This window comes from Saccharopolyspora ipomoeae, from assembly GCF_029952525.1.
Lineage (GTDB): Bacteria > Actinomycetota > Actinomycetes > Mycobacteriales > Pseudonocardiaceae > Saccharopolyspora > Saccharopolyspora ipomoeae.
The window spans coordinates 45910-58850 of sequence record NZ_JASAOF010000026.1; the positions used below are offsets into that span (position 1 = coordinate 45910).

12 protein-coding genes are annotated in these 12941 nt (G+C 71.2%); 6 read left to right on the forward strand and 6 right to left on the reverse strand.

What is annotated here, in order from left to right:
- The first annotated feature begins 211 nt into the window (after window positions 1-211).
- Window positions 212-1144: an alpha/beta hydrolase gene (locus tag QFW96_RS26750; protein ID WP_281458502.1), complete on the forward strand. Its 933-nt coding sequence runs from the start codon at window positions 212-214 to the stop codon at window positions 1142-1144.
- Between the two features lie 65 nt (window positions 1145-1209).
- Entirely contained in the window at window positions 1210-2574 is a 1365-nt protein-coding gene (locus tag QFW96_RS26755; protein ID WP_281458503.1) for a dihydrolipoyl dehydrogenase family protein, read from the forward strand.
- A 14-nt stretch (window positions 2575-2588) separates the two neighbouring features.
- Here QFW96_RS26755 and QFW96_RS26760 read toward each other — a convergent pair whose 3' ends face one another.
- Window positions 2589-3818, reverse strand: coding sequence for a sensor domain-containing diguanylate cyclase (locus QFW96_RS26760; protein ID WP_281458504.1), 1230 nt, complete (start codon window positions 3816-3818; stop codon window positions 2589-2591).
- 128 nt (window positions 3819-3946) lie between these two features.
- Between QFW96_RS26760 and QFW96_RS26765 the strand changes: the two genes are divergently transcribed.
- Window positions 3947-4591 (forward strand): GntR family transcriptional regulator, encoded by a 645-nt coding sequence (locus tag QFW96_RS26765; RefSeq protein ID WP_281458505.1) that lies wholly within the window; start codon window positions 3947-3949, stop codon window positions 4589-4591.
- 3 nt (window positions 4592-4594) lie between these two features.
- Here the strand turns inward: QFW96_RS26765 and QFW96_RS26770 are convergent, their stop codons facing one another.
- Window positions 4595-5314 (reverse strand): TetR/AcrR family transcriptional regulator, encoded by a 720-nt coding sequence (locus tag QFW96_RS26770; RefSeq protein WP_281458506.1) that lies wholly within the window; start codon window positions 5312-5314, stop codon window positions 4595-4597.
- 241 nt (window positions 5315-5555) lie between these two features.
- The gene (locus tag QFW96_RS26775; protein ID WP_281458507.1) at window positions 5556-7307 is read right to left on the reverse strand and encodes an acyclic terpene utilization AtuA family protein; all 1752 of its coding nucleotides are present in this window, start codon (window positions 7305-7307) and stop codon (window positions 5556-5558) included.
- Between the two features lie 190 nt (window positions 7308-7497).
- Between QFW96_RS26775 and QFW96_RS26780 the strand changes: the two genes are divergently transcribed.
- Window positions 7498-8298, forward strand: a complete 801-nt coding sequence (locus tag QFW96_RS26780; protein ID WP_281458508.1) for a crotonase/enoyl-CoA hydratase family protein — start codon at window positions 7498-7500, stop codon at window positions 8296-8298.
- A gap of 6 nt (window positions 8299-8304) precedes the next feature.
- Here the strand turns inward: QFW96_RS26780 and QFW96_RS26785 are convergent, their stop codons facing one another.
- Window positions 8305-9198, reverse strand: a complete 894-nt coding sequence (locus QFW96_RS26785) for a LysR family transcriptional regulator ArgP (protein WP_281458509.1) — start codon at window positions 9196-9198, stop codon at window positions 8305-8307.
- 66 nt (window positions 9199-9264) lie between these two features.
- Here QFW96_RS26785 and QFW96_RS26790 point away from each other — a divergent pair, with 66 nt between their 5' ends.
- Window positions 9265-9879: a LysE/ArgO family amino acid transporter gene (locus QFW96_RS26790; RefSeq protein WP_281458510.1), complete on the forward strand. Its 615-nt coding sequence runs from the start codon at window positions 9265-9267 to the stop codon at window positions 9877-9879.
- Window positions 9880-10288: 409 nt separating this feature from the next.
- Here QFW96_RS26790 and QFW96_RS26795 read toward each other — a convergent pair whose 3' ends face one another.
- Window positions 10289-11176: a crotonase/enoyl-CoA hydratase family protein gene (locus QFW96_RS26795; RefSeq protein ID WP_281458511.1), complete on the reverse strand. Its 888-nt coding sequence runs from the start codon at window positions 11174-11176 to the stop codon at window positions 10289-10291.
- 86 nt (window positions 11177-11262) lie between these two features.
- On the opposite strand from QFW96_RS26795, the gene QFW96_RS26800 reads away from it, so the two are divergent.
- Window positions 11263-11955, forward strand: coding sequence for a histidine phosphatase family protein (locus QFW96_RS26800; protein WP_281458512.1), 693 nt, complete (start codon window positions 11263-11265; stop codon window positions 11953-11955).
- A gap of 19 nt (window positions 11956-11974) precedes the next feature.
- Here the strand turns inward: QFW96_RS26800 and QFW96_RS26805 are convergent, their stop codons facing one another.
- Complete coding sequence (locus QFW96_RS26805) at window positions 11975-12931, reverse strand: LLM class F420-dependent oxidoreductase (protein ID WP_281458513.1); 957 nt, start codon at window positions 12929-12931, stop codon at window positions 11975-11977.
- Window positions 12932-12941 lie beyond the last annotated feature (10 nt).

Sequence of the window (12941 nt, forward strand, 5' to 3'; positions counted from 1 at the left end):
AGGCAGGAGCACCTGTATCGATGGTGCAACCGGCGGATGAACGGACGCTACGGACAGTTGACCGGGAAAACTGTGATCTGCCACACCATCACCCGCTCTCATGATGCGGGAAAACGATCGCTCAACTGGCCGATGCCCAGCGGGGTCCGGGTCGGATTACATCTCAGGCCGGACCACCCGTCCGGTCGAGCCCGCCCGTGGAGGAACACACATGCCGCTGCACCCGGAAGCCGAACCGTTCGTCGCACGAGCCCGGGAGCAGTTCCCCGATCTCGGCGGTGAGGTCACCGATGCCGCGACCGCCCGCAGGCTCTCCGCCGCGCGCAGCTCGCGACGGCCGCGCCCGGAGGTCGAGCGCACCGAGGACCGGCTGATCCCGGGTTCCTACGGCGTGGAGGTGCCGGTGCGGATCCACTGGCCGAGCACCGCGACCGCGCTGCCGATGATCGTCTACTTCCACGGCGGCGGCTGGGTGCTCGGCGACCTGGACTCCCACGACGGCTTGGCGCGCACGATGGCCAACGCCGCCGAGGCGATCGTGATCTCGGTCGACTACCGGCTCGCCCCCGAGCACCGCTACCCCGCCGCCGTCGAGGACGCCTACTCCGCCACGGTGTGGGCGGCCGAGCACGCGGCCGAGCTGGGCGGCGACGCCACCAGGCTCGTCGTGGCCGGTGACAGCGCCGGCGGCAACCTCGCCGCGGTCACCGCTCTGCAGTGCCAGGAGCGCGGAACCCCGGACCTGGCCTTCCAGCTGCTGATCTACCCGATCACCGACCACGACTTCACCACCGAGTCCTACGTGGACAGCAGCCTGGACTGCATGCTCACCAAGCAGCACATGATGTGGTTCTGGGACGAGTACGCCCCGGACCTGGAAGTCCGCGACCACCCGCACGCCTCCCCGCTGCGCGCCGACGACCTCACCGGCCTGCCGCCCGCGCACGTGCTCACCGTCGGCATGGATCCGCTGCGCACCGAGGGCCGCCGATACGCCGAGCGGCTCAAGGAGGCAGGCGTGCCGACCTCCACCCAGCACTGCCCCGGCCTGTTCCACGGTTTCGCCCCGGACTCCGAGCAGATCCCGGTGGCGGCGGAGGCGATGCGCGAGCTCTTCGCGGTGCTGCGCGCCGCGCTCGGCTAGCGCACCAGCGCCTCGGGTGGTGCGGTGGGAACGAGAACGGGACACCGCAGACGGGGGTGGGCCAGGTGGCCGATGAGGTCGATGTCGTGGTGGTCGGGATGGGTCCGGGCGGCGAGGACGTGGCCGCCCGGCTCGGCCGGGCCGGGTTGTCGGTGGTCGGAGTCGAATCGCGGCTGGTCGGCGGCGAGTGCCCGTACTACGCGTGCATCCCGACCAAGATCATGGTCCGGGCCGCCGACGCCCTCGGCGAAGCGCGCCGGGTGCCGCAGCTGGCGGGCTCGGCGACGGTCCGGCCCGACTGGTCCCCGGTGGCCACCCGGATCCGCGACGAGGCCACGACCGGGTGGAACGACGAGATCGCGGTCCGCCGGTTCGAAGCCACCGGCGGCAGGCTGGTGCGCGGCGTCGGCCGCATCACCGCCCCCGGGGAGGTCACCGTCGGCGATCAGGTGCTGCGCGCCCGGCGCGGCATCGTGCTCAACCCGGGCACCGAACCGGCGATCCCGCCGATCGAGGGCCTGGCCGGCACGCCGTACTGGACCAACCGCGAGGTCGTGTCGATCGAGCAGCTCCCGGACTCGCTGATCGTGCTGGGCGGCGGACCCGTGGGCCTGGAGTTCGCGCAGGTCTTCGCCCGCTTCGGCTGCGAGGTGACGGTGCTGGAGGCCCGGCCGCAGCTGCTGCCGCTCGCCGAGCCCGAGGCCGCCGAGGTCGTCACCGACCGGCTGCTGGCCGAGGGCGTGCACGTGCGGGTCGGCAGCACCGTGCGGCAGGTCAGCCACGACGAGACCGCGGGCTTCCGCGTGACCACCGACGGCGAGGAGTTCGAGGCCGAGCGTCTGCTGGTCGCCACCGGCAGGCGCACCGACCTGCGCGCGCTGGGCGTGGCGGCGGTCGGGCTCGACGACGCGGCGCGCACCATCGAGGTCGACTCGCGGATGCGGGCAGCCGAGGGCGTTTGGGCGATCGGCGACGTGACCGGCCACGGCGCCTTCACCCACACCTCGGTCTACCAGTCGCGGATCGCCGCGGCCGACGTCCTCGGGTTGCCCGGCGCCCCGGCCGACTACCGGGCGATGCCGTCGGTGACCTTCACCGACCCGGAGGTCGCGACGGTCGGCCTCACCGAGACCCAGGCGCTGGCCGAGCACGACCGGGTCCGCACGGCGGTGTCCCAGCTCCCGGTCTCCACCAGGGGTTTCATCCACAAGGTGGGCAACGAGGGCCTGATCAAGCTCGTCGCCGACGGCGATCGCGGAGTGCTGGTGGGCGCGACGGTCGCGGGACCGTCGGGCGGCGAGATCCTCGGCGCGCTGGCCGTCGCGGTGCACGCCGAGGTCCCGATCGCGCTCCTCGCCGAGATGATCTTCGCGTACCCGACCTTCCACCGGGCCATCGAACCCGCCCTCGACGAGCTGCTGCAGCCCTGAGGGCACTCGCCTTCCTAGTCGCGGGCCGCGCCCCTGTTGCGCTTGCGCTCGTACATGTCCTGGTCGGCGGCGTGCAGGAGTTGTTCGCGGCCGACCCGCGGGTCGGTGGTGATGGCGTGGCCGACGCTGGTGCGCAGCGGCAGGGTCCGGTCGCCGATGGTCACCCAGGTGTTGAGGCGCTGCTCGATGCGGTCTCGCAACGAGGCGGCCTCGGCCGCGTCCTCGACGATCGTCATCACCACGAACTCGTCGCCACCGACGCGAGCCACCGCGTCGCCGCTCCGCACGGCGTTCTGCAGCGCTTCGGCGGCCGCGACGATGATCTTGTCGCCGACCAGGTGGCCGTAGCGGTCGTTGAACGGCTTGAGCTCGTCGAGGTCGGCGACCACGACCACCATCATCTCGTCGCCTCGGGCGAGCCGCTTGAGGCCCAGGTCCATCAGGTCGGCCAGCAGCGTGCGGTTGGCCAGTCCGGTGAGCGGATCGTGCAGCGCCAGCTGCGCCAGGTGGGCATCGGCGACGCGGCGTTCGCCCACGTCGTCGTACTGGCTGACCACGAACGCGGGCTCACCGCTGGCATCGGGCACCGCGGTGGCGCGGATCAGCATCCAGATCGGGTGGCCGTGCTTGTGCCGGTACCGCTTCTCGATGCTGACGCTCTCCACGACACCGTGGACCAGGTCATCCAGCAGCGCCGGTCCCCGGTCGTCCTCCTCCTCGAAGGTGATGTCGCTGAAGTGCATGCCGATCAGCTCTTCGCGGGAGTAGCCGAGCATCTCGCAGAGCGTGTCGTTGACCTCGGTCCAGCGCCCCTTGAGGCTCAGCAGGGCCATGCCGATCGGAGCGTTGGCGAAGCTGCGCTGCCACAGCAGTTCGGCCTCGCGGCGACGGGTGATGTCCTGGCTCTGGGACAGGAAGCTGACGGGCTCGCCGTGCTCGTCGCGGATGAAGGTTCGCGACACCAGCGCCCAGATCACGGTGCCGTCCGAGCGGATGTAGCGCTTCTCCAGCGGCTCGTCCGCCTCCTGCGGCCCGTCGGGGTCGATGTCGTCCGGGTGCGTGACGCTGCGGTAGTCGTGCCCGATCAGCTCATCGCTCCGATACCCCAGCATTCGGCAGAAGGCGGCGTTGACGTGCAGGTACTTGCCCTGCAAGTCGAGGATCGCCATGGCTGCGGCCGCCTGTTCGAACAGCGGCTGCCAGGGCGCGGCGGCCTCGCCGCCCGGCTCCGAGGGGGTGGACATAACGAGACGCACGATAGCCGCCGCGCATCGCCCACGCATGGACGACGGAACGGGCAGCGCCGCGTAGGCCCGTGAACACGGTGCGTTACGATCCGGCCACCGATCCAGTCGAGCGCGGAGCGTGTGCAATGGCGGGAACTTCGGTGGGGCGGGCCGTCGACCAGATCCGGCGAATGATGCGCAGTCAGGAACTGCTTCCAGGACAGCCGTTGCGGCAGGAGGCGCTGGCCGAGCGGCTGGGCGTGAGCCGGGTGCCGATCCGGGAGGCGCTCAAGTCGCTGGAGGCCGAGGGCGTCGTGCGCCACCGGCCGAACGTGGGCTACACGGTGACCCGGTTGTCGGCCGACGAGCTGCAGCAGTCCTACCTGATGCGCGCTGCGCTGGAATCCACGGTGCTGCGCCGGATCTCGCGGCTCAGCGACGCCCGGCTGATCGAGCTCGACGAGCTCAACCGGGGCATCGAGGCCGCGGCGGAGGCCACCGACGTGCTGCGGATGACCGAGCTCAACCACGACTTCCACTTCGTGATCTTCCGCAGTTCGGGGCTGGACCTGATCGTCGACGAGATCGAGCGAATATGGAAGATGACCGAGCCCTACCGCTCGGTCCACCTCTACGACCGGACCGCCCGGCGAAGGCTGGTGAGCGAGCACCGGATGCTCATCGATGCCCTGAGGAAGGGCGAGACCGCCACCGCCATCTCCATCCTGGACGCCCACCGCGACCACCCGGCGCCCCACTCCCCCGGCGCCGTGCTCCCCGCCCCGCGCTGAACCTCACGAACGGCGCTCGATCGAGTCGATGCGGGCGGCGATGCCGTCGAGCACCCGGCGCAGCCCGTACTCGAACGGGACGTCGGATTTGCGGGGACGGCGTTCGGCCATCGCGCTCAGCACCTCGACGACGGTCGGGAAGCGCTCCTGCTGACCGAAGTCGACCAGCATCTCGGCGCTGACCATCTTCGCCTCCCCGGAGCGCTCCGGCACGAACGGTGCGCTGCCGCGCACGAATCCGTTGACCAGCAGCACGGTGTTGAGCATCTCGGCGGGGTCGAGCCCGGTTCCGCGCAGCGCCGCCAGCCCGGCCTCCAGGTAAGCGACCTCGTTCGGGCCCATCACGCGCGGCCTGGTCACCAGCGTCAGCGCCCACGGATGCTGTTCGAAGACGCTCACGTTGGCGCGCGCCCACGTCTCCATCGCGCTGCGCCACCCGGTGCGCCTGCCGATCTCCGGCGGCGCCCCGATCGCGGTGTCGAGCATGAGGCAGATCAGGTCGTCCTTGCTCGGCACGTAGCGGTAGAGCGACATGGTGCCGGCGCCGAGCTCGGCGGCGAGGCGTTGCATCGACAGCGCTTCCAGGCCCTCGGCGTCGGCGAGCCGCACCGCCTCGTCCACGATGCGCTGGAGGCTGAGGGTGGGTTTCGGCCCGCGCGGTGCCCGGCTGGTGGCGCCCCAGAGCAGCTGCACCCCGCTGGACTGGACGTCTCGATCGCTCATCGCGGTCCACCTCGTGCTCGACGTAGGCGTCTTCGTCGCGCGTAGAGGTTACGCCGAACGGGTTGCGCTCCCGCCGTTGCGCGTGTTCACCGGTACTCCGCGAGATCCGGTTCGGCGGCATCACCCCCAGCCGATGCCGCCGAACCGCCCCGACCCCGTCGCAGCGCAATCCCCTATTGCGTGCGGTGTACGCATATTAGCGCACGCTCTCAGCCGGACGCCATCGCGTTTCCCGCCCGGATCACAGCAACTCCACCGGGACGTCGACGTGCCGCGCGCGCAGGAACTCCCCGACGGCCTTGCCGATCGGGTCCACGCGCAGGTTGCTGGACCCGCCGGTCCCGAGCAGTCCCCGCAGCACGAAGTGCACGGCGCGCAGGTTCGGGAACTCGTGGCGGACGATCTCCAGGTCCTTGGCCTCGGGCATCAGCCTGCGCAGCTCCTCGGTGGTGAGCAGGCTCCGCAACCACGGCCAGGCCGCCGGGTCCGACACCCACAGCCCGACGTTGCTGTTGCCGCCCTTGTCGCCGGACCGGGCGTGCGCGAGACGTCCCAGCGGAACCCGCCGCGTGTCGCCCGATTCGCGCGCGGGCGGTTCGGGATGCGCGGGCTGGAACGGCTCTTCCGTCGTCGCGGGCGGTTCCACGTCGATCCGGGTCCCGTCGTCGAGCACCGCGACGTGCTCGACGGCGGCCATGTCGAGCAGCGCCGGCCAGTACTCGACGCGGGTGCTGGGCGTCGCCGCCTGCCGGGCCGCGGTATCGGTGAAGAACCCCGGAACGCTGGACAGGTACAGCTCGCCGATCCCGGAAACCAAGCGCTGCAGCGGTTCTCGCTCGGACGCGGTGGCCATGATCCGCACCTGGGCGGTGGCGTCCCACTGCCGCTGCGGGTCCTCGGCGACCGTGCCGAGCGCGGAGACGTCCAGTTCGGCCTCGGCGCCGGCCAGCAGGGCCTCGGCCTGCTCGCGGATCAGCGCGACCTTGGCATCGACGTCGAGCCCGGTGACGTAGAGCGCGGTGACGATCTGGTGCCCGATCGGCGCGAACAGGGCGACCTTCGTGGTGGGCGGAGGCGGCGACCCGGTCGCTCCCGACAGCTCCACCCGGTCCGGCCCGATCTGCCGCAGCCGCAGGTCGTCGAGGTGCGCGGTGACGTCGGGGTTGAGGTAGCGCGGGCCCTGGATCTCGTAGACCAGCTGGGCCGTCACGGTGTCGGTGGTGACCGCGCCTCCGTCGGCGGCGTGCTTGGTGATGACGGTGGTGCCGTCGTCGGCGATCTCGGCGATCGGGAAACCCGGTGCCACCACACCGGGGATCGCGGTGAACCCGGAGAAGTTGCCGCCGGTGGCGTGCGGTCCGCACTCGATGATGTGCCCGGCGACCACGGACGCGGCCAGCCGGTCGAAGTCCGTGCCGGACCACTCGTGCCACCACGCGGCGGGCCCGGCGGTCAGCGAGGCGTCGGTGACCCGCCCGCACACCACGATGTCGGCCCCGGCCCGCAGCGCCGCGGTGATGCCCCAACCGCCGAGGTAGGCGTTGGCCGCGACCGGGCTCCCCCGCCACGATTCGAGGGGCTCACCGGTGTCCATGCTCGTCAGGTCGTGACCACCGGCCTGCAACTCCGCCAGCCGCGGCAGCACGTTGTCGCCCTCGACGTGGGCGACGCGCAGGTCCGCTCCGGCCTCCGCGACGAGCGCGCGGGTGGCCTCGGCCAACCCGGCGGGGTTGAACCCGCCCGCGTTGACCACCACGCGCACCCCGCGCTCGGCGATCGCCGACAGGTGCGGTTCGAGCTGCGTCAAGAAGTACTCGACGTAACCCCGCGAGGGGTCGCTGCGGTGCCGCGCGGAGAGCATCGCCAGGGTGAACTCGGCGAGGTAGTCACCGATGAGCACGTCGACCGGATCGCCGGCCATCGCCTCGTCGAGCGCGCTGCGCCGGTCCCCCAGATAACCCGAGAACCCTGCGATTCGAATCGGCCTGGCCATAGATCCCACCTCATCCGGGGTCGGCGAACTCCTCGGTGACGCTAGGCACAGTGAGGCGACGAGCACAACCGTGCGACCGGGGCCCGATCTTGACTGCACCGGGCACGGCCCTTAACGTTCGCTAAGGCGCCGCCGCGCACGGTTTCCCGCTGCTGCGCGCGGTTTTCACGACCTTCCTGGAGGAAACCCCGTGTCGACAGCAGAGCGGATCAGCTGCACCATCACCGATGGCGTGGCCGACGTGCGGCTGAACCGCCCCGACAAGCTCAACGCCCTGGACCTGGCGATGTTCGAGGAGCTGGTCGCCACCGGTGAGCGGCTGAGCGGGGACTCCGGGGTGCGCGCGGTCGTGCTCTCGGGCGAGGGGCGCGGGTTCTGCGCCGGCCTGGACTTCAGCGTGTTCGGCGAGATGGCGGACGGCACGGCTCCGCCGCGCCTGGAGACCGGCGGACCGGCCAAGGCCCTCGCGCAGCAGGCGGTGCACATCTGGACGCTGATGCCGCAGCCGGTGATCGCCGCGGTGCACGGCGTGGCCTTCGGCGGCGGCCTGCAGATCGCGCTCGGCGCCGACATCAGGCTGGTCGCCCCCGACGCCCGGCTGTCGGTGCTGGAGATCAAGTGGGGCATCAACCCCGACATGACCGGAACCCAGGTGCTCCCGGAACTCGTGGGGCGCGACGTGGCCAAGGAGCTGACGTTCACGGGCCGCGTCGTCGAGGGCGAGGAGGCCGCGGCCCTGCGCCTGGCCACCCGCGTGGAGACCGATCCGCACGCGGCCGCGCTCGCGCTCGCGCGCGAGATCGCGGGCAAGAGCCCGGAAGCTATCCGCGAGTCCAAGCGCCTGCTGGACCTGGCCGGTCGGGTGTCGCTCGACGAGGGCTTCGAGGCCGAGCAGGTCGCGATCCACTCCCTCATCGGCACCCCGAACCAGCTCGAAGCGATCTCGGCGAACCTGGAGAAGCGCCCCCCGAAGTTCACCGACCCGGCCTAGGAGCTGTTAGGAACGTGGGTCCAGATCGCGCGCTGCGGCGTCCTGCACGGCGTGCGCGACCGCGGCCAGCGCGGGTGAGTCGAGCTTCCACTGCTGCCAGAACAGCGGGACGTCCACACCCCGGCCCGGTGCGATGTCGACCAGCGCGCCGGATCGCAGCAGCGGTTCGGCCTGCACGCGCGGCACCATCCCCCAGCCGAGGCCGACCACGATGGCCTCGACGAAGCCCTCCGAGGAGGGCACGAAGTGCCGGGCACCGCCCGCCTCTCGGCCCCGGGTGACCTTGCGGGCGAAGGCGTCCTGCAGGTCGTCGTGCTGGTCGAAGATCAGCACCGGGACCTCGTCGAGCACCTGCTTGAGCGTGCGCCGCTCCTGATGGCGCGGTGCCGCGCAGGCGAGGTACCGCATGTGCCCGAGCCTGCGCACCGAACAGCCCTGCACGGGATCGGGCGTCGAGGTCACCGCCGCCATCACGCGCCCCTCGCGGAGGAGGGTCGTGGTGTGCCCCTCGTCGGCCCGGTGCAGTTCGAAGCAGATCCCGAGCTCGTCGGGAACACCGGCCAGCGCGGGGACGAACCAGGTGCTCAGCGAGTCCGCGTTGACCGCGATGGGCAGGGTGTTCGGGGCGCCGCTGCCGGACATGCCGAGCTCGGCTCCGACGTCCTGCTCCATCCGCGCCAGCTGCCGCGCGAACCGGACCACGACCTGTCCGGACTCGGTGAGCTGCACCGGTTTGCTGCGGATCAGCAGGACCCGTCCGGTGCGCTGCTCCAGCGCTTTCACGCGCTGGCTGACGGCCGACGGCGTCACGTGCAGCGCGGCCGCCGCGGCGTCCAAGGTGCCGCCGTCGACCACGGCCAGCAGCGTCCGCACGTGCTCCAGGGGCAGATCGAGGTTCACGTCTCCTAATGGTAGTTAAGAATCATTAGCTGTACTGTCCTGCGCCTCCTCCCTAGCGTCGGTGGCATGGCCAACTCCCTGCTCCCGATGTCGGCGGGTTTCGCGACCTGCATGTCCCTGATCGTCTCGATCGGCGCCCAGAACGCCTTCGTGCTGCGCCAAGGCCTGCGCAGGCACGCGGTGCTGCTGGTGGTGGCGATCTGCATCGCCTCGGACGTCGCCCTGATCGCCCTGGGAGTGGGCGGGTTCGGCACCCTGGTGGCCCGGTCGCCGCTGCTGCTGACCCTCTGCACGGTGGCGGGCGGCTGCTTCCTGCTCGCCTACGGGCTCCTCGCCGCCAGGCGGGCGCTGCGCCCGTCGGCGGCGCTCGACGCCGGGACCGGCGAGACCGGGTCGAGGCGTCGCGCGGCGCTGACCTGCCTGGCCATGACGTGGTTGAACCCGCAGACCTACCTGGAGACGATCCTGCTCATCGGGTCGGTGGCCGCCGGGTACGGAGCCATGCGGTGGGAGTTCGGAGCGGGCGCGCTGGCGGCCAGCTGCGTGTGGTTCGTCGCGCTCGGCTTCGGAGCCCGCCTGCTGACGGGCTTCTTCGCACGCCCCTCGTCCTGGCGCGTGTTGGACGGGGCGATCGCGGTGATGATGGTGTCGCTCGGAACGAGCCTTCTCGCAGGGCTGTGACCACTGGATTCATCCACAGTGGTCGCTTGATGGTGTTGTCTTGCAGCCTGTTTCGACGTTGATCACCTGATCGTGTAGCGGCTGTTCGCTCGCCTTTTCGAAGGCCGACGTGCACCATTGACACATGCGTTCGACACCGGAACACCGCGACCACCCGCCCCTCGACTCCCCTTTCCGCCAACGCCTTTCCGCGCCTTCGCGACCGCTCTCCGCGAAACCTCCTGCTGATGAGCACTATTCGCTTGTCATCCCCATCGACTTCCGCGAACACCGCAGCCGGGCGGTGGCCCGAGAGCCACCGCCCGGCACCCGATGACGCCCGAACGCGCTCCGGCGCACCGATCCTCAGATGGCCGGTCACCCCGGCGACATGCTGCTTGACAACTCCACATCAGGGTCCAGGGCGGCGTCAGACCCCCTCCGGGCGAGCGGGCCACTCCGGCATGAAGTCGGGGTAGTCCTCGCTCACCCGGAGGGGGAACTCCGGCGGACGCTTGGCCAGGAACGAACCGACGCCCTCGGCCGCATCGGCCCCGGCACCGAGCACGTTGATCCCCTTGGAATCCAGGCGGTGCGCCTCCCACGGCGAGTCGGCCGAGAGCATGCCCCACAGCAGCTGCCGGGCCACGGCCACCGACACGGCCGAGGTGTTCTCGACGATCTCCCGGCAGATCGATCGCGCCGTTTCGAGCAGCTCGTCATCGGCGACCACGCGGGACACCAGCCGGCCGGTCAACGCCTCCGCGGAGTCGAAGATCCGCCCGGTGGCGGCCCACTCCATCGCCTGCGAGATGCCCACCACCCGCGGCAGGAACCAGGACGAGGCCGCTTCGGGCAGCAGACCGCGACGGGTGAAGACGAACCCGAACCGGGCGCTCTCGGCGGCGATGCGGATGTCCATCGGCAGCGTCATCGTGGCCCCGACGCCGACCGCGGCCCCGTTGATCGCGCCGACCGTCGGCTTGCGCATGGCCGCCAGGCGCAGCGCCACGGTGCCACCGCCGTCGCGCGGCACGCCGTCGACCTCGCCGAGTTCGCGGTGCGCCGCGGCTCGCACGCCGTTGGACCGGCTGTTGAAGGTGTCCTCGCCCGCGCTCAGGTCCGCTCCCGCGCAGAACGCGCGACCGGCGCCGGTGACGATGACCGCGCGCACGTCGTCGTCGGCCTCGGCCTCGTCGAGGGCCGCGATGATCTCACCGCGCATCACGTGCGTGAACGCGTTGAGCTTCTGCGGCCGGTTCAAGGTGATCGTGGCGATCCGCTCGGAGACCTCGTAGCCGATCTCGGTGTAAGTCATCGCACCATCCAATTCGCGGGTTTGAAAACGGGCTTGCGCAGTGGAAAAGTCCGGCGTGCACCAGGAATCGCAGAAAGCGGGGCAGCATGTCCGAGGTCGAGTACCGGCAGTCCGCGTTCGCACCGCCCGCCGGGGCCACCGACATCCTGTTGGTCCGGCACGGCGAATCCGCCCCCGCCGTGCCCGGAAGGCCCTTCGACCTCGTCGACGGCCAGGGCGATCCCGAACTGGCACCGGCCGGCCGGGAGCACGCCGAGCACGTCGGACGACGGCTCGCCGCCGAGCCGCTCGACGCCCTCTACGTGACCACCCTGCGGCGCACGGCCGAGACCGCCGCGCCCCTGGCCGCCCGGCTCGGACTCGCACCCCGTGTCGAGAAGGACCTCCGGGAGGTGCACCTCGGCGAGTTCGAGGGCGGGCTGTTCCGCCAGAAGGTCGCCCAGAACGACCCGATCATCCAGCGGATGCACGCCGAGGGCCGGTGGGACGTCATCCCCGGCGCCGAAACCTCCGAGGCGTTGCGCGAGCGGGTCACCGGAGCCATCGAGCGGCTCGCCGCCGCCCACCCCGATCAGCGCATCGCGGTGTTCACGCACGGCGGGGTGATCGGTGAGGTCATGTCCATCGCCAGCGGCAGCCTCCCGCTCGCGTTCCTGGGCGCGAGCAACGGTTCGATCTCCCAGATCGTGGTCAGCGGCGGCCGCTGGATCGTGCGGCGCTTCAACGACACCGCGCACCTGAGCGGCGGGCTGGACCAGCAGCCCGCCGCCCTGAGCTGACGCAGCGGCCACCGGCGGTCTACTTCAGGCCCAGCGCCCGAACGGCCGCCGTGGGGTCGCCCGGAGCCACCAGCGCGATCGCCGGTGTTGTCACACCGTTGTCGACGTACTGCTGGACGCGTTCCCGGCAGTACTCGGCCGGTCCGTGCACCACCAGGTCGTCGACGACGCCGTCCGGGATCGCCGCGAGCGCGGCCTTGCGGTCGCCGGAGTCCCACGCCTGCCACATCGGCGTGAACTCGTCGCGGCCCAGCCACTCGTGGAACGCCCGGTAGACCGGGACGTTCATGTACGCGGCGATGTGCCTGCGGGCCAGGCCCCGAGCGGTGTCCGGGTCGATGTCGGGCATCACGAAGATGCGGGCCACGACCTCCTTGTCCGGACCGCCCTGCTGGACGTGGGGCACGACCGTGCGGACGTCGTCCGGCGAGAGCCAGTTGATGATCGCTCCGTCGGCCTCGCGCCCGGCCAGCTTGAGCATCCCGGGGCGCAGCGCCGCCACCAGCACCGGTGGCACGGGGTCGGCCACCAGTCCGGCCGTGAAGCCCTTGACCTCGAAGGTGTCGTAGGACTCGGTGACCTTCTCCCCGCGCAGCGCCTGCCGCAGGAACCGCACGGTGTCGCGCACCCGCTTGTACGGCTCGTCGAAGGGGATCCCGTTCCAGCGCTCGACGATGACGTTCGACGACGTCCCGACGCCCAGTGCGAAGCGGCCGGGGGCCGCGGCGGCGAGGGTGGCCGCGCTCATCGCCAAGGTCGCCGGACCGCGGGTGTAGACCGGCACGATCGCCGTGCCCAGCCGCAGCTGCGGCGCCCAGGTCGAGGCCAGCGCCAGCGGGGTGAACGCATCAGCGCCGTTGGCCTCGGACGACCACACGTCGGTGTAGCCGAGGTCGGGCAGTTCGGCGATGAGCTCGCGCTGCTCGGGCAGCGAGAGCTCGGGCAGCGGAACGCTGATGCCCCAACGTCGATCCACGGGTCATCCT